We start from the raw sequence: 20,172 nt of genomic DNA on the forward strand, positions 1-20,172 counted from the left end.
CGCTACTCAGTTGGGGAAGGGGCCTAGGCCTTCAGCTTGGGCTTCACATCGCGGTCGTAGATCCCCTGCAGCGTGTTCTTCAGGTCCGTCATGGTGGACTTCACGTCGCCCTGCTGGGTGAGGATCTTCGCGGCAGCCTTCGCCATCTCCTGGTCGGCCCCGGGCAGGAACACACGGGCGTTGTCCTGGACTTTGGTCACCGCCAGCTGGTCCATGGCCGTCTTGATCTGCGGCGTTTTGGCCAGCACCGCCGTCATGTCCGCCGACTTGCGGGTGGGCATGTAGCCGGTGGCGGCAGAGAACTCTGCGGTACTCTCGGGCTGCGTGACGAAGTCCAGGAACATCCCGGCGGCCATCTGCTCCTCCTTGGTGATGCCGCTGGGAATGCCGAGCCCTGCGCCGCCGGTGGGGCAGACGTTGGTGTCGGCCTTCGGGCCGCCCGGCAGGAACCCGACTCCGACATTGAACTTGGCGGACTTCAGGATCCCCAGCAGCGAGCCGGTGGACGAGATGGTGGTGGAGGTCAGCCCGGCGGAGAAATCGTCCGCCGCTTCCTTGGACGATACGCCGGCCCACTTGTCCTTGTAGATCGAGTCCTGCGCCCACTGCAGTGCCGCGACGGATTCAGCGGAGTCGCACGTGATGTCCCATTCCTTGGACCAGCCGCCGCCCCACCCCCACAGCATGTTCTGCAGCGTCCAGCCCGCGTATCCGGCAAGCGCGGGGTAGATGTAGGCGTACTGTGCGCCGGAGGCCGCCTTGAGCTTGGGCGCCCACTCAGCGAATTCGTCCCAGGTCTTGGGAGCGCGGTCCGGCAGCCCTGCCGCGGCGAAGTGGTCCTTGTTGTAGTAGAACAGCGGCGTGGACCGGCCATAGGGCAGCGCCCACTGCTTGCCGTCGTACTTGTAGTCGTTGACCAGTGACTGCTGGAAGTCGTCCATCTTCGTGCCCAGCTGCTTTGTCAGGCCGTCAACGGGAATGATGCTGCCGTTGGTGTAGTAGCGGAACCACCACACGTCGGAGAGGACAACAACGCCGGGGAGGCCGGACTTGGCAGCCTGGGCCGTCTGGAACTTCTGGGCGATCTCCTCGTAGTTGGCCCCGGCCGTGACCAGGTTGACGGTGATGCCCGGGTTCTTGGCCTGGAACTTCTCGATCAGGCTCTTCTCCACCTCCTGCGACTGCCCTGGGTGGCTGGACCAGAAGTCGATCTTGGCGGCCGGCTTGACGCCGCTGAAGTCGATGTCCGTCGCCTGTGACGTGGATTGGCCGCCGCCGGTGGTTGAGGGGCCGCCGCAGGCGGCGAGGGCTGCTGCGGAGGCGGTGGCCCCCGCGAGGCCCAGGAAGTGCCGCCGGTCCAGATGAAATGCCATGAGGGTTTCCTTTCGGTTGTTGCCTTGGAATGGTGAAGTACGACGGCGGCCGGCGGCTTAGCCGGTCACGCTGCCTTGGGTGAGGCCTGCCACGATGTAGCGCTGCAGGGCGGCGAAAATGATCAGGATCGGGACGATGACCAGCACTGCGCCGGCCATGAGGACGCCCCACCCGGCGGCGTTGCTCTCGCTGTTCTGGAGGAGGGTCAGGCCCACAGGCAGGGTCATGGTCTCGGGCCGGTCGGTGATGATGAGCGGCCAGATGTAGTCATTCCATTCGGTCACGATGGTCACCAGGGCCACGGTGGCGATGGAGGGGACCGATACGGGGACCACGATCTGCCACAGCCGGCGCCAGTGGCCTGCACCGTCCATCTCGGCCGACTCCAGGATTGAAGCGGGCAGTGTCCGGAAGTGCTGGCGGAGCAGGAAGGTGCCGAAGGCGGTGCCCAGGCCGGGAAGGATGATGCCCCACAAGGTGTTCTTTCCACCGATCCCGGCAATCAGGATGAAGTTCGGCAGGATGGATACCTGCGGCGGAACCATCAGGGCCACCAGGATCAGCAGGAAGATGAAGTTCCGGAACGGGAAACGGACGAAGACCAGGGCGTAGGCGGTGAGGATCGCGAGCAGGACCTTGATGGTGGCCCCTACCAGGGTGACGATGGTGCTGTTCAGGAAGAACTGCCCGAACGGCACGGTTGTCATGGCGGTCCGGTAGTTCTCCAGGTTGAGGCCCTCCGGCAGGATCTTCAGGTCCGTGGTGACGATTTCGCCGGCCTGCTTGAACGAACTGAGCACCATCCACAGCAGGGGCAGGAACACCACCAGGGTGGCAATGGCCAGGGGCACGTAACCGCCCACGACCGTCTGGACGAGGTTGCGGCGCGAGAACGGGCGGTCGCGGTGCGGGCCCGGTTCCGGTGCGGTGACTGCGGGCGCCGTGGGGTCCGGGCTGACCGGGGACAGGGAGGTCATGAGTAGTGCACCTTTCGTTCCACGAACCGCAGTTGCAGCACGGTGATCACCAGGAGGATGGCAAACAGCACCACCGAGATTGCGGCCGAGTAGCCTGCCCTGTTGTAGGCGCCGAACGCCTGGAGGTAGGCCTCGTAGATCAGGGTGCTGGTGCCGGTGCCCAGTGGCGTCATGATGCGGATGAGGTCGAACGCCTGCAGCGAGCTGAGCATCGTGGTGATCAGGAGGAAGAAGGTGGTGGGGGACAGCAGTGGCAGGGAGATGCTGAGGAACCGCCGGAATCCGTTGGCCCCGTCCAGGGCCGCCGCTTCCATGACGTCCTGCGGCAGGGACTGCAGCCCGGCCAAGTACACCACGGCGCAGTAGCCGAGGTTTTTCCAGACGTAGACGATGATCACCATGACCAGCGAAAGCTGGGGGTCGTTGATCCACTGCGGGCTCTGCTGCCCGAGGCCCCGCAGCAGCCAGGCCAGGACACCGTACCCGGGGTCGAAGATGAACAGCCAGACCAGGCCCACACCCACGCCGGAAAGAACGTAGGGGGCGAACACGGCGGAACGGGCGAAGGTGGTGCCCCGCACCTTCGCATTCAGCGCCAGCGCAACCAGCAGGCCAAGCAGCATGGATCCGCCCACGGTGACAACGGTGAACACCGCCGTGGTCCCCAGGACCTTCGGGGCGTCATTGCTGCCGAAGAAGGTTACATAGTTGGCGAGGCCCACCACGGTGGCGCTGGGCGAACCCAGGGTCCAGTCCAGCGTGGAGTAGTACATGTTGCTGATCAGCGGACGGTAGGTGAAGACGGCGATCAGCACAAGATTGGGCAGCGCCATTGCAAGGAATACAAAGAAGTCCCGGCGGTTCCTTGCGGTCCACCGCCGGTGCGGGATTTTCGCTGCCGGTCCTGGCGGCCGATTGGGCTTGGTGGACGGCTGCGGGGCGAGTTGACGGGTCATGCGTGTCTCTCCCGGGTCGGGAGCCTGCTCGTGGCGGGCACTGGCTGAATCTAGGGACTAACTACACCAGACCGTCAGTGGGTTGAAGCCCGCAGCTGCCCTTCTCCAAGGACTGTTATCCAAGGCTTCGTCGCCCGTTAACGCTGTGTTGGATGCAGTCTCGCATAAAGTTTGCCCTCGCGGCAGGGGCGCGCGGGGAAAGGGGAGAATAGGGGGATGGGAGCGATCACCGATGTCCCGGGCATCCGGGTAGGCCACGTGCAAAAGGACGACGACGGCTGGCTGACGGGAGTGACCGTGGTCCTGCCGCCGCCGGGCACGGTGGGCTCGGTTGACGTCCAAGGGGGAGGCCCCGCCACGCACGAGACAGACGCCCTCGATCCCACCACGCTGGTCAGTGCCGTGGACGCAGTCGTCCTCACCGGCGGCAGTGCCTACGGGCTTGCATCGGCCAGCGGTGCCCAGCGCTGGTGCGAGCAGAACGGCCGCGGCTTTGCCGTGCCCGGGGGAGTGGTTCCGATCGTCCCGGCCGCCGCAATCTTCGACCTGGGCCGGGGCGGTGACTTTTCAGCACGTCCGACGCCGGACATGGGCTACGCTGCGGCGGCCGCAGCAGCAGCAGAAAAGGAAGGGCACGACGTCGGCCGCGGCAACGTGGGCGCCGGAACCGGGGCGCTCATTGGCAGGACGTACAAAGGAGGCGTCGGTACGGCGTCGATCACTTTGGAGAACGGCGCGGTGGTCGGAGCGCTCGCAGTGGTCAACGCGCTGGGGCTTCCGGTGACAGAGCACTCGGTGGTGGAGGAGCCGGCAGTTGAGCCCGGACGGGGATTGAACACAACCCTCGTCGTCGTCGCCACCGACGCTGTCCTGGACGTGGCTGAGTGCAAGCGGACCGCTTCCGCGTCCCATGCGGGGATCGCCCGCGCGCTGAATCCGAGCCATACGCTCGCCGATGGGGACACCGTCTTTTGCCTTGCAACCGGGGCTGTGGCACTGGACCGCTCGGACGACGTTGCCCGGCAAATCAGCCTGGTGACACTGCAAAGTGCGGCAGCCGACGTCGTACGCCTGGCCGTCCTTGACGGGGTGGCCAGCGCCGTCGCCGTTGCCACTCCGGCCGGCACCTATGGTGCGTATGGCGGGCAGATGCGCTAGCATGGCTGGATTTAACTTTCGCCGCCAAATGGCGTAGTGTTGTTTGTTGGTTGTCTGGACTGCCGCGCCCTCTTTGGGCTTGGAGATGACAATCGATCCAACAAAAACGTTCGTGGCCATGCCCGGTGCAATCCGGCGGGGCTGCGGCAACAACAGTTAGCGGAGGGTATGGCCAAGAAGGACGGGGTCATTGAGATCGAAGGCGTTGTGACCGAGGCGCTGCCTAATGCGATGTTTCGCGTTGAGCTCACCAACAAGCACATCGTTCTGGCACACATCTCTGGAAAGATGCGTCAGCACTACATCAGGATCCTCCCCGAGGACCGCGTAGTGGTGGAGCTGAGCCCGTACGACCTCACCCGTGGTCGTATCGTCTACCGCTACAAGTAAATTGCTGGGCGGCTGCAGCGCAAGCTGGCCGCTGCTCCAGCTGACCAACTGTTACACGCAAAGGAATGCCATGAAGGTCAAGCCGAGCGTCAAGCAGATCTGCGAAAAGTGCAAAGTGATCCGCCGTAACGGCCGGGTCATGGTGATCTGCGAGAACCCGCGCCACAAGCAGCGCCAGGGCTAATTTCCTTCCCTGAAGGAAAACCCTGGGTTGCTAACCCACGCAAGTAAATAAAGGCAGCACAAGCTGATCTGGAACATTGAGCATCAAAGAGTCCGGACAGCTAACCCCCGGTCGGAGGCTGGGGCCGTACGGAACGTGCGGGTGTACTGCCTACGACCTCCGGTTTATCAAGGAGTACTGCCACTATGGCTCGTCTCGCTGGCGTAGACATTCCCCGCGAAAAGCGGCTGGAAATTGCGCTTACTTACATCTACGGCGTGGGCAAGACCCGTGCACACGAAACCCTGGCTGCCACGGGCATCAGCGCTGACGTTCGCGTCAAGGACCTGACTGACGCCCAGCTGGTTGAGCTGCGTGACTACATTGAAGGCAACTACAAGGTTGAGGGTGACCTTCGCCGCGAAGTAGCAGCAGATATCCGCCGCAAGGTTGAGATCGGCAGCTACGAAGGCCTGCGCCACCGCAAGGGCCTGCCCGTACGCGGTCAGCGTACGAAGACCAACGCACGTACCCGCAAGGGCCCGAAGCGTACCGTCGCCGGCAAGAAGAAGGCCCGTTAAAATCCCCGCCGGGATTAACGGAGCTTTCCCCAATAACTTTCTGTAGGAGAAAAAATGCCCCCGAAGACTCGTGGCGCGGTTCGCAAGCCGCGTAAGAAGGACAAGAAGAATATCGCGCTTGGCCAGGCGCACATCAAGAGCACCTTTAACAACACCATCGTTTCCATCACGGATCCGACCGGCGCTGTTATTTCCTGGGCTTCCTCCGGTGAGGTTGGCTTCAAGGGCTCGCGTAAGTCCACCCCGTTCGCTGCCCAGATGGCTGCCGAAGCCGCTGCCAAGCGTGCGCAGGAGCACGGCATGCGCAAGGTAGACGTTTTCGTCAAGGGACCGGGTTCCGGACGCGAAACGGCAATCCGTTCGCTGCAGGCCGCAGGCCTCGAGGTTGGCTCCATCCAGGACGTCACCCCCGCAGCCCACAACGGCTGCCGCCCGCCGAAGCGCCGCCGCGTCTAATTCTTTTCCGCAGCAGGAGCTTGCCCGGACCAGCGATGGTCCGGGCAAGCCCAGCGCGTTAAGTCTTCAGACCGAATTTCCACCACCTGTGTTGCGTCATATAGCGGATGCTCGCCGAAAGGAAACCTAAGTGCTCATTGCACAGCGCCCCACCCTCTCCGAAGAGGTAGTCTCCGAAAACCGTTCGCGTTTCGTCATTGAACCGCTGGAACCGGGCTTCGGCTACACCCTCGGAAACTCCCTCCGCCGTACCCTGCTCTCCTCCATCCCCGGTGCTGCCGTAACCAGCATCCGGATCGATGGTGTGCTGCACGAGTTCACCACGGTTCCGGGTGTCAAGGAAGATGTCACCGAGATCATCCTGAACATCAAGAACCTGTCGGTTTCCTCCGAGCACGACGAGCCTGTCGTGGCTTACCTGCGCAAGCAGGGCCCCGGAGTCGTCACCGCCGCGGACATTGCCCCGCCGGCCGGCGTCGAATTCCACAACCCGGATCTGCACATCGCCACGCTGAACTCGAAGGGCAAGTTCGAACTCGAACTGACCATCGAGCGCGGCCGCGGCTACGTTTCGGCAGCTCAGAACAAGTCCGGCGACGCAGAGATCGGCCGCATCCCGGTCGACTCCATCTACTCGCCGGTGCTGAAGGTTACTTTCCGCGTGGAAGCAACCCGTGTTGAGCAGCGCACCGACTTCGACAAGCTGATTGTCGACGTCGAGACCAAGCAGGCCATCGCCCCGCGCGATGCCGTTGCTTCCGCAGGCACCACCCTGGTGGAACTGTTCGGTCTGGCCCGTGAGCTGAACACCGCAGCTGAAGGTATCGAGATCGGCCCGTCGCCCACCGACGCTGCCCTGGCAGCCGACATGGCACTGCCGATCGAGGATCTGGACCTCACCGTCCGTTCCTACAACTGCCTCAAGCGTGAGGGCATCCACACCGTGGGTGAACTCGTTGCCCGCTCCGAGGCTGACCTGATGGACATCCGCAACTTCGGTGCCAAGTCCATTGACGAGGTCAAGGCAAAGCTGGTTGAACTGGGCCTGTCCCTCAAGGACTCGCCTCCCGGTTTTGACCTCGCAGCACGCGCCGCAGCAATCGAAGAGGACGACGCCGCGTTCGGCGACGACGAACTCTAAACCAGACCTTGGCCGGCGGGCAGCACCATGGTGTGCGGCCCACGGCTTCCACATGAGGAGAAACAATTATGCCTACCCCCACTAAGGGTCCGCGCCTCGGCGGCGGCCCGGCTCACGAGCGCCTCATGCTCGCGAACCTGGCAGCTTCCCTGTTCGAGCACAAGCGGATCACCACCACGGTCACCAAGGCCAAGCGCCTGAAGCCGTACGCAGAGCGCCTGGTCACCTTCGCCAAGCGTGGCGACCTCGCTTCCCGCCGCCGTGTGCTCGGCCTGATCAGCAACAAGGGCATCGTCCACGAGCTGTTCACCGACATCGCGCAGGCAGTGGAGAACCGCGACGGCGGCTACACCCGCATCACCAAGATCGGCAACCGCAAGGGCGACAACGCTCCCATGGCTGTCATCGAACTGGTCCTCGAGCCGGTTTCCGCCAAGCAGGCCGTCGTAGCCGAGGCTACCGCGGCTGCCAAGCGCGATGCTGCCAAGGCTGCTCCGGCCGCCGAGGAAGCTCCTGCCGCTGAGGAAACCACCGAGGCTCCGGCTGCCGAGGAAACCACCGAGGCTCCTGCTGCTGAAGAGGCTGCAACCGAAGAGGCTCCGGCCGCTGAGGAAGCTCCTGCTGAAGAGAAGGACGCGAAGTAATTCGCTGATTTTCTTCGCATAGACTTGGGTCTATGAACGACCAAAAACCCGCGGCCCCCGTTTTGGGGGGCGGCGGGTTTTTGCGTATCCGGCTGGATTTGTCCTACGACGGCGGCCCCTTCAGCGGGTGGGCCCTGCAGCCGGGGCGGCGCACGGTCCAGGGCGTGCTTGAGGAAGCCCTTGAACTGCTGGTCCGGCGCCCGGTCCGCGTCACCGTTGCCGGCCGGACTGACGCCGGCGTGCACGCCCGCGGCCAGGTGGTCCACCTGGACCTCACCGAAGCCGAGTGGCTGGGACTGCCGCGCGGGCATGAACTCGATCCCGCCGTCGCGATGTTGCGCCGGATCCGCGGCGCACTCAGCCGTGCCCTGGGCGACCTGACCGGTGCCGTGGAGGTGCACCGGATCTCGCTGGCGCCCGCCGGCTTCGATGCCCGTTTCTCGGCCCTGTGGCGGCGCTACAGCTACCGCATCGCCGACGGGCCCGCGCTGTGGGACCCGCTGGAGCGGTACTTCACGCTCTGGCACAAGAACCCGCTGGACGTTTCCCTCCTGAACGAAGGGGCAGCCAAGCTTCTGGGGCTGCAGAACTTCCTGTCCTTCTGCAAACCGCGGGAAGGCGCCACGACCATCCGGGACCTGCAGCGCTTCGAGTTCGCCCGCGCGGAGGACGGCGCCATTGTGGCCACCGTGCAGGCGGACGCTTTCTGCCACAACATGGTGCGCGCACTCATCGGTTCCGCGCTGTACGTGGGGGAGGGCATCGTGGAACCCGGGTGGCTGTACGAGCGGCTGCTGGCGCAGAAGCGGGATGCCAAGTCCGTCCTGGCGGCCCCGCATCCGCTGGTGCTGGAGGAAGTGGCCTACCCGTCCGACCACGAACTCCTGGCCCGCGCCGAGCAGACCCGGGCGGTCCGCGAGTACTAGAACGCCGGGGGCGGGCCCTCTGCCGGCAGCGTGACCGTGAAGGTGCTTCCCGTTCCCTCGCCGCTTTCGCAGCTGATGGTGCCGCCGTGCCGCTCCACGATCATTTGCGTGATGGAAAGCCCCAGTCCGGCGCCGGGGATGGCTGCCTGCTGCGCCGCGTCGGCGCGGAAGAACCGGTTGAAGACCCGCGCCTTGTCCTCCCGTGACATGCCCATCCCGGTGTCCTGGACGCTCAGCCGGACCCATTGCCTGTCCGCCTCGGCGCTGATGCTGACCCTCCCGCCGTCGGGGGAGTACTTGATGGCGTTGGACACCAGGTTGTCCAGTACCTGGCCTATCCGGAGGGGATCGGCGTACGCCCACAGGGGTGAGGGCACGTCGGCGGATATCTCCACCTGTGAGCGTTCCGCCCACGCCTGCGCCGAGCCTATGGTGGTCTCCACCAGGCTGGCCAGGTCCGTGCGTTTCGGGTGCACGTTCAGCGCTGTGGAGGCGGAAGCGGCCAGGTCAGCGACCAGCGACAGCAGCCGCTCCGCATTGCGTTGGACCACCAGCAAGCGGCGGGTGACCTGCGGCGGCAATGGCTCGGGTTCCTCAAGGACCAGATCCACGTTGCCGATAATCGAATTCAGTGGGCTCTTGAATTCGTGGGACACGTTGGAGATCAGGTCCTGGTTCGCGGCCAGCGACTCCACCCATCCGGTGACGTCGGTATACACCACCACTGCGCCGGTGAGGCGGCCGTCCTCGCTGACGAGCGGACGGGCAGCGGTGGACAGGGCGCGCTGCTCGGTACCAACTCCAGCCCAGACGAGGTAGTCGGCGAACGATTCGCCGGCCATGGCGCGGCTGATGGGGCGCCGGTCCGGGGGAAGCAGGGTGTGCCGGTCCTGGCCGAAGATGAGCTGGTGGCCCTGCCCGGGGATGGCCTCGTCAGCGCCGGTGGCCTGCCTGAAGCTGCGCTGCCTGCTGTTGGAGACAAGGAAGTGGCCGGAGCGGTCGACGGCGGCAATCCCCACGTCTGTGGCGTCGAGGACGGTTTCCAGCAGCTTTTCCCGTTCCCGGCTCGCGGCGAGCAGTTCCCGAAGTTCCCTGTCCTTCTCTGCCAGCTCGCGCTGCTGCAGCCGAAGGTTCACGCTGGCGAAGCGGATGGCCAGGGACACGGCCAGCATCATGAGGGGAAAGAGGACCACAGTGGTGAGGTCCGATGCGGTCACGGAGGGCGCATGGGCCAAGGCCGAAGGGAGCATGATAAAGAACGGTCCCAGGAAGCTGAGGACCAGGCTGCTGCGCGCCAGCATGCCCGAAGCCGAGAGCCAGATCACCGGGAATACCACCAGTACCGCCAGGCCCGGCAGCAGAGGGGCTGCGCCGTTCCGCAGGAGCCCGATGGCCACGAAGTCCAGGACGGGAATCAGCAGGTACGGGCGGTGGGGCAGGCGTTCCCAGGGGACCAGGAAGCAGCCGAGGAACAGGATCCCGCTGAGGACGACGCCGGAGAGGTACAGCGGGCTTTGCATTAGTGACGGCCACGCGAGGGGTGTCGCCACCGCGATCGCTGCCACGAAGAGGGTAAGTGGCAGCTGGCACAGAACAACCTGCGCGCGCGGTCCCAGCCGGCGGAAGATGCGGCCAGGTCCCCGATGGAACGTCGGCTCAGCCATGATTTTGACGTGTACCCCCTGTGAATGGAATGCAGCGTCCCCCAAATACCTGCGAATTGCTCCCGTTACTGTGGCACGTACCCGCCCGTGCCCATAATGCACATATCTTGTCATAATAATTGACTTTTCAATTTATGGGACGTTTTAGATGTGATCAGTGGGGCTTACTAGTAGCGTATAAATTGTTGGAGCGGGTATGGCATTGGCGCTGGGCCAATGGGGGGCCATCTTCGCCTGGCGCAGGGATAGTAATGGACGATCTTGGTGTAGCTGTGGTCATCGAAGACGATGCTGACGTGCGGAACCTCCTTGAGGGTGTACTGACGCAGGCCGGCTTCGAGGTCCATACGGCAGTTGATGGGCGGGCCGGGGTTGAAGTGGTCCGCAGCAAGCAGGCGAATGTCGTGACGCTGGATATCGGCCTTCCGGATATCGACGGCTTTGAGGTTCTCCGGCGGATTCGCAATTTCAGCAATGCGTACGTGGTGATGCTGACCGGCAGGACGGAGGAACCGGATCTGCTGTCAGCGCTCAATGCAGGGGCGGACGACTACATCGCAAAGCCTTTCCGGCCCCGGGAACTTCGGGCCCGGGTTGCCGCGATGATGCGCAGGCCCCGGCATGAAGCCGGCGGGCAACGGCCGTCTTCCACCTCGGGGCAGGCTCCGGCTCCTGCGCCGCCTCAAGCGGATCCTGCGGTCCTGCAGCACAACGGGCTGTCCCTGAATCACCGGACGCGCACCGTTGAGATCCTGGGCGAGCCGCTGGTTCTCACACGCAGCGAATTCGACCTGCTGCATGTCCTGCTGAAAGGCGGTGGTGCGGTGTGCACCAGGGCCGACCTGGTGCGGGCAGTGCGGGGAGAGTTCTACGACCGGGACACCTACATCAGTGAGGCGGATGAGCGCGCCGTCGAGGTCCACGTGGGCAACCTGCGGCGCAAGCTCAAGGAGGACCAGCTCTCACCGCGCTGGCTGCAGACAGTGCGCGGGGTGGGGTACCGGCTGGCGCCCCGCCGCCCCACCGACGCCTAGCCGTTTTCGAGGATGTAGGTCGACTGCAGCTCGGATACCGTACGGGCGCCGTCCAGGGCGACGCCAACCATCAGCGCCTGGCCTTCGACGAAGTCGCCCTTGCGGATCATCGCTTCGAGGAGTTCAGCCAGCCTGGCGAGGCGTACTCCGCCCACCATGGCGGAGCTGATCTTGAGGCTGATGACCGCGTCCAGGGCCGAGTCCTCGTCCTGGCTGTCCACTGCGGCTCCCAGCCGGGAGAGGCGCTGGTCCCACATGGCGGCGTAGTCACGGGCGAACCGCTGGGCCAGCCCGGACCCGGCCAGTTCGTCCTCGAGTTCGTCCAGGACTGCTGCATCAATCAACGGCAAGAGAGCCACCGCTTCCAGTGAGGGGGCGGCGGCGCCGGTCGGAACGGATGAAGGAGGCAAGGCGACCCTTGGCAGCGGGGAGTCCGCCGTGGGCCTCTTTCCGCTGGTGTTGGGATCGGGACTCTGCATTGTTCAAGGCTACTTCCTGGAATTTCATTGGACGTCGTATTTCGGATGTTCTGTGTAAACCTTGAGGCAACCTTGCCGCCCTTGAGGCGGCCTTTACTGCCCGCTGAAGGTCACGACGGTGTTGATGACGGCCGGCCCAAGAATGGCAATGAAGAGGACCGGGAAGATGAAGAACAACAGCGGGAACAGGATCATGACGGGCAGCTTCATGGCCTTTTCCTCAGCCCGCTGGCGCCTTTTGACGCGCATGACCTTGGCCTGGACGCGCAGCACCCGGCTGATGGCGATCCCGTACGTGTCAGCCTGGACCACTGCCTGCACGAAGCTGCGAAGCTCCGGGATGTTGGTCCTCTCTGCCAAGGCGATGTAGGACTCGCGCCGGCTGCGGCCCACCTGCATGTCCTGCAGGGTGCGGACCAGTTCTTCCGCCAGCGGGCCCTTGCCGTTTTCGCCGGCCCGGGCCATGGCCCCTTCGAAGCCAAGTCCTGCCTCCACCGAGATCAGCATCTGGTCCAGGGTGTTGGCCAGTTCCAGCTGCATCGCCTTCTGCCGCTCCTGGCCTTTGCTGTAGAGCAGCAGGTCCGGGATGAAGTAGCCCAGGAACAGCACAAAGAGTCCGGCCAGCTTCATAATTGGTGAGCTGCCGACGGAGGTCAGATAGAGGCCAACAGCCGCACCTGCCAGGCCAAGACCGAGCTTTGACCCCAGCAGCTTGCCCAGCGGCATGGACACGGGCCGGCCCGCGAGGGACAACAGACGGTCCAGGAACGCCACATATGCCGGGGGAGTGAGGCGCCGGCCGATGCCCTCCAACACGCCCGGCTTGGAAGCAGGTGCGGCGGCCACGGGAGGGGCGCCGCGCGAGAGCAGGTCGTTGACAGCCAACCGGCCCTGCTTGTCCACGGTCAGTGCGGACCAGGCAACGGCCGCCAGTGGGACACAAACCAGCAGTACGGAGAGGAGAACTATCAGATTCACGGCGTCCTCAGAACTTCAGGTCGATGATCTTGCGCATCCACAGGGCGCCGATGGTCATCAGGACAATGGAAGCGCCGATCATCGCCCAGCCCAGGGGATGCGTGAACATCGAGTTCATATAGTTCGGGCTCATGGACAGCAGCATGGCCACGATGCCGAACGGCATCGCAATGAGGATGTATGCGGAAAATTTACCCTCCGCCGCCAAGGCCTTGATGTGGCCCTTGATCTCCGCGCGCTCGCGGATGGTTTCGTTGACCTGGTCCAGCACCTCGGCCAGATTGCCACCTACCTCGCGGTTGATCTGGATGGCCTGCGAAATCCAGACGAAGTCCTCGTTCTTCATCCGGTCGGCGGTGTCGTTGAGGGCGGCCAGCAGGTCACGGCCCAGGCTGGTTTCGGTGATTACGCGCCGCATCTCCTCGGACGACGGCTTCTGCGATTCGGTGGCGGCGGCATCGATGGCGCGCAGGATGCTGTGGCCGGCGCGCAGGCTGCCCGAAAGCAGTTGCAGGGTGTCGCCCAGCTGGCCGTCGAAGGCAGCACGGCGCTTGCCCGACAGGAACCCGAGGAAGAGCTTGCCCACGAAGGGTGCCAAAAGGGCAAGCAGCAGGCCCACCAGCGGACCCACCGTGACCACGCCAACCAGCATCCCGATGCACGCACCGATCCCCACGAGCAGGAAAAACTCGGCCTGGCTGAGGCGCAGGCCTGCGTTTTCCAGGTCAGCCCGGGCGAACAGTTTGACGTGGCGGCCGGCGAGGAGGCGTTCGAAAGACCTAACACCGGACAAGGCCAGACGGGAGAGGGATGAGGGCGGCTCGGCTTCGAACGGACGACGGCGGTCCAGGGGCACGGAGGGTGCGCTCGGCAGGAGCACGGCCACACCGACGAGGCAGACGGCTGCCAGGAGGATGGCACTTCCAATGGCGATGATCATGGCTGCTTTTCCTACTTGGCGCCGGGGGACAGCGGACTGGCAAAAACTTCCGGGGACACGTGGATCCCCAAGTCCTCGAACCGGTCGATAAACCGCGGCCGGATGCCGGTGGCAACCGGCTTGCCAAGGAAGCGGCCCTGCGCGTCCACGCCCGCGGAGTAATCGAAGACAAAGGCGTCCTGGAGGGTGACGATATCGCCTTCCATGCCCTGGACCTCGGTGACGTGGGTGATGCGGCGGGAGCCATCGCGGAGCCTGGAAATCTGTACGATGAGGTTCACGGCGGAGGCGATCTGCTCGCGGATGGCGCGCAGTGGAAGCTCCATGCCGGCCATCAGCACCAGGGTCTCGAGGCGGGCCACCGCGTCCCGTGGGGAGTTGGAGTGAACGGTGGAGAGCGAGCCGTCGTGGCCGGTGTTCATGGCCTGAAGCATGTCCAGCGATTCACCGCCACGGACCTCGCCCACCACGATTCGGTCGGGGCGCATACGGAGCGAGTTGCGGAGAAGCTCGCGGATGGTCACCTCGCCCTTGCCTTCGGTGTTGGGCGGCCGGCTTTCGAGCCGGACCACGTGTTCCTGCTGGATCTGCAGCTCCACGGCGTCCTCGATGGTGACGATCCGTTCATCGTGCGGCAGGAAAGAGGACAGGACGTTCAGCAGCGTGGTTTTGCCCGTGCCGGTACCGCCGGAAACGATGATGTTCAGCTTCGCCTTGACGCAGGCGTTGAGCAGTTCAGCCATTTCCGGGGTCAATGTTCCGAAGTCGATCAGATTGCGGACCGTCAGGGGGGTTTTGCTGAATTTACGGATGGTCAGCGAGGAACCGCCCACGGCCAGGGGAGGAATGACGGCATTGACGCGCGAGCCGTCTTCCAGGCGGGCGTCCACAAGGGGCGAGGACTCATCGATGCGGCGGCCCACCTTGGACACGATGCGTTCGATGACCTTGCGCAGGTGTTCCTCCGAGCTGAAGCGCGAGTCGCTGAGGGTCAGCTTGCCTTTGCGTTCAACGTAGATCTGGTCCATGCGGTTGACCATGATTTCGGTGACGGCGGGATCATCCAGCAGCCGTTGGAGGGGACCGTACCCCAGGACGTCGTCGGCAACGTCGCGGACCAGGCGGGTACGTTCCTCGGAGGACAGCGGCACCTGCTCGGCGTCGATGATGCGGGTGAGTTCCTCCTTGGCGGTGGTCCGCAGCTCCTGTTCGGTGACGGCCGCGTCGTTGAAGCGCGTGCCCATCCGTTCGAAAAGGGCGGTGGCCGCCCTGTCTTTCATGGCTGCGAAGACGTCCACCTTGGGTGCGGTGGGCACCTGCGGCGCGCCGTCGTCGTACGTTGGGACGACGACGGCGGCACGTTCCGGAAGGTGCCTGCCCGCGGTTTCCTTGGGCAGGGGAGCAGGCGGCTGCGCTGGGCGCGGCGGTTCCAGCAGCGCGGTTCCGGCACCGGCCGGCTGGTTGCGGGACTGGGCCGCATTGATGCGGTCAGAGAGTTTCATCAGATAACCACCCTTCGGTGAAGCTTCCGTTGTGCCTGTGCGCGCCAGGCTGGATTGAAGCGCTCTACCAGTTGGCGGAGGCTTTTGACGGCCGGGTCCTTTTTGGATTCCTGGAGGACGGGGATGCCGCGGTTGGTGGACAGCGCCACCGCGCGGGAGCGGGGGACGCTGACGTCAACGGGCGCGCCGATCGTGGATTCGACGTCCGCGACGTTGAGGCCAGCCTTGGCGTCCGCCATGTTAAGGACCACGTGCCGGGATTCGGGCATGATGTCGAGCTGGCGGAGGACTTCCAGGCCGGAGCGCAGGCCGCGCAAGCTGGGAACGTCCATGGCGCTGACCCAGACCACGTCGGTGCAGTGCTCCATGGCGGCGAGGCCGATTTCTGGCATGCCCGGAGCGGTATCGATCACCACGTACTGGAATTCCTGGGCCAGCTGTTCGATCAGGTGGCTGACCTGGTCCGGGGTGATGTGGTCCGCGTCCACCGGGTTCGGCGGGGCGCAGAGGGCGTAGATGCCGGCGGGGTGAACGGTGAGGAAGGCCTTGAGGACCAGGGAGTCCTGGGCTGCGGCCGGGGTGACGGCGTCCGTGACGGTGTGTTCCGGGTTGAGGTAGAGGCCGGAGGCGACGTCCCCGAACTGCAGGTCCAGGTCCACGATCACCACGCTCATGGGCGCGATCTGGCCCAGGCCGATGGCGATGTTGGTGGCCAAGGTGGTTTTGCCCACGCCGCCCTTGGGGGAGAAGACGCCGATGACCAGGCCCTTGCTGTTTACTTCCGCCTGCTGTGTTTCCGGGCCGCGGTGGCGCGTGGCGAAGGACTGGCAGGCGCGTTCGAGCAGCACCCTGATTTCGGCGGCGTCAGCCTGCGGGCTGAGGATGTCACGGATGCCGGCGCGCATGGCGTGCAGCAGTAGGGACGGATCCACGTCGGTGACCAGGACCAGGCTGAGGCCGGGGAGCTGGACGTCGAAGACCTTGGCGAAGCGGAGCGCTTCCTCGTAGGGGACGTCCGGGCCGATAATCAGCACCTCGGGCTGCTCCTGGTTGAGGAGGCCAAACAGTTCCGTCGGGCCTGCGGGGAGGATGTCCGAGGCGATGGTCTGGACGGAGCCGCGCAGCCCATGGGCGACGGCGGCGCGCAGCTTCTGGTCGAACTCGGCGTTGGGGGAGAGGAGGACGAAGCGGCTCACTTGTACACCGTGTCCTTCCTGGCGATGAAGCCGCCGTTGTCCTGCGCGTCGAGGGGTTCCTTGGTGAGCCAGAGCTCGCCGTTGATGGAGGTGAAGATGATCTTGCTGGAGTCGATGTCATTCACGGCGACAGTGATCATGAGTGAACCCTCGGGGAGGGTAGTGTCCTGGGGGTTGGTGCCATCGGTGGGCTTGGCTGTTGCCTGAGGCGCGCGCTGGACGGCGGTGACCAAAACCTTACGAAGGGTCAATTGAGTAGTTTCAGCTCCGGCCTTGCTCTTATCTGCACCTTCCTTGAAGTTCAGCGCGATGCCCACGTGGTCGCCCACGTCAATTCGCCCTCCCACGATGCGCTTGGGTTCCAGTTCGAACGTGACTTCCTGCATGCCGGACGGCACCTTGATGGCGCCGCTGGTCTTGGCATCTGCCGGGCTTACGAGGCGTTCCGAGAGGAGCTGTTCGCCAGGGACGAGGTCCACGGCGGCTACCTTGCCGGCCGAGTCATCGAGGTTCTTGAGGGCCGTTTTCGGAACAGCGGCGCCGGGCACCTGCTGGACGGTTACTGATGCCTTCACAGTGTCGAAAGAGGAACCTGCGGGGACGGCCTTGGTCACCACCAGCACTCCCGTTGGGTCCATGTCCTTCATGGCACGCTGGTCGGCGCCTTGGGCGTAGAAGACGATCAGGATCGCCCCCACGAGCGCCAGGGCAACTGCGGCCGTGCCGGCGAGCATGCGAGACTTCACGTTGAACTCCGTGGTGTGTTTTGTAGTGGAGGATCAGAGGGAGAGGCGTACGACAGTGGCGCCGTCCGGGTCTACGGGTCCTAGCACATACCCGCTGTCCAGTGACACGTACTGGACGAAGGTTCCGATGATGCCGCGGCATGGTTCTCTGCATTCCAGTGAAGCGGGTACGTCCGGAGACCTGTTGTGGAAGGTGTACGGAAGCCCTGTGGGCCCAAACTTCCAACCTGCCACCTTGAATGCGGCGAAGGTCTTGAGTCCATAGATAGCGTTCGTGCCCGTGCCCGTTACCGCATTAAAGATGGGCAGCAACACGATAACGTCCTTGCCGGCTGTCATGTCGGCCGCCCACGAATTGAGGAGGGCCTCGCAGTAGGGCGGCGGATTGTTGCCGGTATCGCCACCCGCCGTGCTCTTTGAGATGTCAATAGTGGCGCCGCAGGCGTACGGGTCCTGTTTGAGCCCGCCGAATCCACCTTCGACAAACGCTCCCGAGGGGCCGTAGAGGCAGCTTGGATTGGCGCCGGTCCCATGCATACGAAGAAGCTGCATCACCCCATACTGGCCACGGACCTGGCAAATCGATACCGTGAGGGGGAAAGCGGTGGTGCCCTTAGTGGGGCTGCCCCACACTGCGGACGACTTGGCCCCAACTTCTTTTGACGTGATGCCAAGCGCCCGGGCGAAGAAGAGCGAGACGGAGTTGTCCGGAGCGCCGGCTTCTTTCGCGGTTGTCGTAACGGAGACGGTCCTCGCTGCCTTGTCGAGCTGGATGCTGTTGACGTTGCTCATGCCGTCCAGCGCATTCTGGTTGGCGAGGCTTCCCGCGAGTGTCGACGTCGTGGAACACAGGGTGTCCGAGCTGTTCCTCGCGCATTTCTGCGCGAGGGCGATGGCTGATGCGTCTGCGCCGTTCTGCAGCTGCGCCCTCTCCGAATAAAGCACGCCGACGTCGACGGCGATGGCCACGAAACCGAGGAGAGCCACCAGGAGAATGGCGACGATGACGCTGATGGCGCCGTGCTCGCTGTGTTGCATAGGTGCGGTTCGCCTGCTCCTGTTCAACCGCCGCACAACATTACCCCTTTGCCTGTCATGGGGAACGGGCCCGCGATGCCGGTAATCGTCGACAATGTGTACTTGATCGTGAGCGTGACCTGGTTTCCGGTACTGCATGTGGTGGTGCTGAGGATGATGTCTGAAGCGGGGATGGTGCTGCTGACCGATGCTGCTGCATTCTGGGCCGCAGTCTTCGCCGCAGCGGGGTCATTGTTGATCGCCATGACCCGTACGCCATCGCGGGCCGCGTTAGTCAGGGTTATCTGGGCGTTGTATGCCCGGCCGAACTCGATGGTTCCTAGGACAAGCATCAAGAGGAGGGGCAGCAGGATCGCGAATTCGACGGCGGCTGCTCCGCGCTCCGAATCTCGTGACACCTGCTGCACCTCCTCTTACTTTGACTCGTGTCTTCCGCACTGCTTGAAGCGGGGATGGTTCCGATATGGGGTCCGGAACCAGCGTTTGGGTGTGTGACGGGTCCAGGCCTAGAGCTGGTTGTTCACCGAGTCGAAGAGGCCGTCGAGCTTCGTGCCCAACAGCTGCACAGCGACGATGACCACCACGGCAATGAGGCCGACCATGATGCCGTATTCAACGGCCGTGGCACCCTTCTCGTTGCTGAGGCGGTTCTTGAGGTTGAAGCCGAGGGTCTGAAGCGTGGCAATGAGAGAAAGCATTTTGTACTCCTGAGCGAGACGGATTGGCTGGCCCTTCACCAGCACTGAATCCAAGTTAGCAACCAGATTTAGCCCGAAAGCCGGATCTTGGAACATCCTGCGCAAACGCTTTCACTCCCGCACTTTTCCTGCGCTTTTGCTTGGGCTTTGCTGCGGTAACGCTTTGGCTTCAGCATCCAGGCAGACCAATGGACCCCCTCGGTTCTGGGTGCCGAGGGGGTCCGGTATATGGGCGCCGAGTGGGCGGATGTTTAGGTGAATGCCTCAACAATCTTGATGGCTGCCGGTCCGAGGAGAACGATGAACAGCACAGGGAAGATGCACAGCAAGAGCGGGAAAAGTACCTTCACAGGAAGTTTCATTGCCTTTTCTTCAGCCCTTTGCCGGCGCTTGACTCTGGCCTGCTTCGCCTGCGTCCGCAGAACCTTTGCTATGCCAATCCCGTACTTGTCGGCCTGGATGACTGCCCGGACGAAGCTTCGTAGGTCCGGAACGGATGACCTGTCAGCCAGCGCCTGATACGCCTCCTGTCGCGGGCGCCCTACCTGGATGTCCTGGAGGGTGCGCATCAGCTCTTGGGCAAGTGGCCCGCCTCCGTATCCGCCAGCCCGTGCCATTGCAGCTTCAAAGCCAAGTCCGGCTTCAACTGAAATGAGCAGCTGGTCCAAGGTGTTTGGCAGCTCAAGTTCAATTTCCTGCTGGCGTTTGATGCCCTTGTTGTAGATCAAGAGATCAGGGAGGAAGTAGAGGAGCGCAGATAGGAAGAGCCCCAGCGCGATAATTTGAGGCGCAGGAGACCGGCTGTACATCAGAAGCCCGAGAACTGCCCCGGTCAATGCCAGCAATGGTTTGGCGATGATCAAACGGTCCAGAGGCAGTGAAGCGGGTCGGCCTGCGAGGGAAAGCCAGCGGTCAAGCTTTGCTTCATAACCAGTGGGAGTCAGGCGCCTTGAAAGGTCCAAAAGCGCTGGCGGCCGTTGAATCGCCTGCACTCCCGCCTGGGTGAATCCCTGTGTCAGGTTCGCCTGAACCGCAATCGCCGCTTTGCGGTCAGTTGTTGCCAGCGCCCATACAAAGTAAGCCAGCGGAAGTACGATCAGAGAAATGTACAGCCACGCTATCGGTGTCATG

At 63.9% G+C, this 20,172-nt stretch carries 23 protein-coding genes; 9 read left to right on the top strand and 14 right to left on the bottom strand.

Annotation, left to right across the window (positions count from 1 at the left end):
* Positions 1–23: 23 nt before the first annotated feature.
* From K4G53_RS15135 to K4G53_RS15145, 3 genes are read right to left on the bottom strand one after another with little or no spacing between them, the layout of a single operon-like run.
* Positions 24–1,373 (bottom strand): ABC transporter substrate-binding protein, encoded by a 1,350-nt coding sequence (locus K4G53_RS15135; RefSeq protein ID WP_221386475.1) that lies wholly within the window; start codon positions 1,371–1,373, stop codon positions 24–26.
* A 57-nt stretch (positions 1,374–1,430) separates the two neighbouring features.
* Positions 1,431–2,351, bottom strand: a complete 921-nt coding sequence (locus tag K4G53_RS15140; protein WP_221386476.1) for a carbohydrate ABC transporter permease — start codon at positions 2,349–2,351, stop codon at positions 1,431–1,433.
* Positions 2,348–3,307, bottom strand: a complete 960-nt coding sequence (locus tag K4G53_RS15145; protein ID WP_221386477.1) for a carbohydrate ABC transporter permease — start codon at positions 3,305–3,307, stop codon at positions 2,348–2,350. The genes K4G53_RS15140 and K4G53_RS15145 overlap by 4 nt, the downstream gene beginning before the upstream one ends.
* 216 nt (positions 3,308–3,523) lie before the next feature.
* On the opposite strand from K4G53_RS15145, the gene K4G53_RS15150 reads away from it, so the two are divergent.
* From K4G53_RS15150 to K4G53_RS15185, 8 genes are all read left to right on the top strand, one after another.
* Entirely contained in the window at positions 3,524–4,465 is a 942-nt protein-coding gene (locus K4G53_RS15150; RefSeq protein WP_221386478.1) for a P1 family peptidase, read from the top strand.
* Positions 4,466–4,633: 168 nt separating this feature from the next.
* Positions 4,634–4,855, top strand: a complete 222-nt coding sequence (gene infA / locus K4G53_RS15155) for a translation initiation factor IF-1 (RefSeq protein ID WP_009358723.1) — start codon at positions 4,634–4,636, stop codon at positions 4,853–4,855.
* 70 nt (positions 4,856–4,925) lie between these two features.
* Entirely contained in the window at positions 4,926–5,039 is a 114-nt protein-coding gene (gene rpmJ, locus K4G53_RS15160; RefSeq protein WP_009358722.1) for a 50S ribosomal protein L36, read from the top strand.
* A gap of 185 nt (positions 5,040–5,224) precedes the next feature.
* Positions 5,225–5,599, top strand: coding sequence for a 30S ribosomal protein S13 (gene rpsM / locus K4G53_RS15165; RefSeq protein WP_003803743.1), 375 nt, complete (start codon positions 5,225–5,227; stop codon positions 5,597–5,599).
* Between the two features lie 54 nt (positions 5,600–5,653).
* Complete coding sequence (gene rpsK, locus K4G53_RS15170) at positions 5,654–6,055, top strand: 30S ribosomal protein S11 (protein ID WP_009358720.1); 402 nt, start codon at positions 5,654–5,656, stop codon at positions 6,053–6,055.
* Between the two features lie 130 nt (positions 6,056–6,185).
* Entirely contained in the window at positions 6,186–7,196 is a 1,011-nt protein-coding gene (locus tag K4G53_RS15175; protein ID WP_009358719.1) for a DNA-directed RNA polymerase subunit alpha, read from the top strand.
* A gap of 68 nt (positions 7,197–7,264) precedes the next feature.
* Positions 7,265–7,840 (top strand): 50S ribosomal protein L17, encoded by a 576-nt coding sequence (gene rplQ, locus K4G53_RS15180; protein ID WP_221386479.1) that lies wholly within the window; start codon positions 7,265–7,267, stop codon positions 7,838–7,840.
* 32 nt (positions 7,841–7,872) lie between these two features.
* Positions 7,873–8,766, top strand: a complete 894-nt coding sequence (locus K4G53_RS15185; RefSeq protein WP_221386480.1) for a tRNA pseudouridine(38-40) synthase TruA — start codon at positions 7,873–7,875, stop codon at positions 8,764–8,766.
* Here the strand turns inward: K4G53_RS15185 and K4G53_RS15190 are convergent.
* The gene (locus K4G53_RS15190) at positions 8,763–10,430 is read right to left on the bottom strand and encodes a cell wall metabolism sensor histidine kinase WalK (RefSeq protein ID WP_221386481.1); all 1,668 of its coding nucleotides are present in this window, start codon (positions 10,428–10,430) and stop codon (positions 8,763–8,765) included. The genes K4G53_RS15185 and K4G53_RS15190 overlap by 4 nt on opposite strands.
* Positions 10,431–10,681: 251 nt before the next feature.
* Between K4G53_RS15190 and K4G53_RS15195 the strand changes: the two genes are divergently transcribed.
* Positions 10,682–11,464 (top strand): response regulator transcription factor, encoded by a 783-nt coding sequence (locus K4G53_RS15195; RefSeq protein WP_221386482.1) that lies wholly within the window; start codon positions 10,682–10,684, stop codon positions 11,462–11,464.
* On the opposite strand, the gene K4G53_RS15200 is transcribed toward K4G53_RS15195, so the two are convergent.
* From K4G53_RS15200 to K4G53_RS15245, 10 genes are all read right to left on the bottom strand, one after another.
* Positions 11,461–11,943 carry an Hpt domain-containing protein gene (locus K4G53_RS15200; protein WP_221386483.1) on the bottom strand — a complete coding sequence of 161 codons (483 nt, stop codon included), beginning with the start codon at positions 11,941–11,943 and terminating at the stop codon, positions 11,461–11,463. The two genes, K4G53_RS15195 and K4G53_RS15200, sit on opposite strands and share 4 nt — an antisense overlap.
* A gap of 93 nt (positions 11,944–12,036) precedes the next feature.
* Positions 12,037–12,921, bottom strand: a complete 885-nt coding sequence (locus K4G53_RS15205; RefSeq protein ID WP_221386484.1) for a type II secretion system F family protein — start codon at positions 12,919–12,921, stop codon at positions 12,037–12,039.
* A gap of 7 nt (positions 12,922–12,928) precedes the next feature.
* Complete coding sequence (locus K4G53_RS15210) at positions 12,929–13,861, bottom strand: type II secretion system F family protein (RefSeq protein ID WP_221386485.1); 933 nt, start codon at positions 13,859–13,861, stop codon at positions 12,929–12,931.
* An 11-nt stretch (positions 13,862–13,872) separates the two neighbouring features.
* Positions 13,873–15,363 carry a CpaF family protein gene (locus tag K4G53_RS15215; RefSeq protein ID WP_221386486.1) on the bottom strand — a complete coding sequence of 497 codons (1,491 nt, stop codon included), beginning with the start codon at positions 15,361–15,363 and terminating at the stop codon, positions 13,873–13,875.
* Positions 15,363–16,559, bottom strand: a complete 1,197-nt coding sequence (locus K4G53_RS15220) for an AAA family ATPase (protein WP_221386487.1) — start codon at positions 16,557–16,559, stop codon at positions 15,363–15,365. Before K4G53_RS15220 ends, K4G53_RS15215 begins: the two co-directional genes overlap by 1 nt.
* Positions 16,556–17,305, bottom strand: coding sequence for an RcpC/CpaB family pilus assembly protein (locus K4G53_RS15225; RefSeq protein ID WP_308287896.1), 750 nt, complete (start codon positions 17,303–17,305; stop codon positions 16,556–16,558). Before K4G53_RS15225 ends, K4G53_RS15220 begins: the two co-directional genes overlap by 4 nt.
* Positions 17,306–17,338: 33 nt before the next feature.
* On the bottom strand, positions 17,339–18,343 hold the full coding sequence (locus tag K4G53_RS15230) for a TadE/TadG family type IV pilus assembly protein (RefSeq protein WP_221386488.1): 1,005 nt from the start codon (positions 18,341–18,343) through the stop codon (positions 17,339–17,341).
* Between the two features lie 23 nt (positions 18,344–18,366).
* Positions 18,367–18,741, bottom strand: coding sequence for a TadE/TadG family type IV pilus assembly protein (locus K4G53_RS15235; RefSeq protein WP_221386489.1), 375 nt, complete (start codon positions 18,739–18,741; stop codon positions 18,367–18,369).
* A gap of 108 nt (positions 18,742–18,849) precedes the next feature.
* Entirely contained in the window at positions 18,850–19,041 is a 192-nt protein-coding gene (locus K4G53_RS15240; protein WP_221386490.1) for a Flp family type IVb pilin, read from the bottom strand.
* 251 nt (positions 19,042–19,292) lie between these two features.
* The gene (locus K4G53_RS15245; RefSeq protein WP_221386491.1) at positions 19,293–20,171 is read right to left on the bottom strand and encodes a type II secretion system F family protein; all 879 of its coding nucleotides are present in this window, start codon (positions 20,169–20,171) and stop codon (positions 19,293–19,295) included.
* Between the last annotated feature and the right edge of the window lies 1 nt (position 20,172).

Source organism: Arthrobacter sp. MAHUQ-56 (genome assembly GCF_019710585.1).
GTDB lineage: Bacteria > Actinomycetota > Actinomycetes > Actinomycetales > Micrococcaceae > Arthrobacter.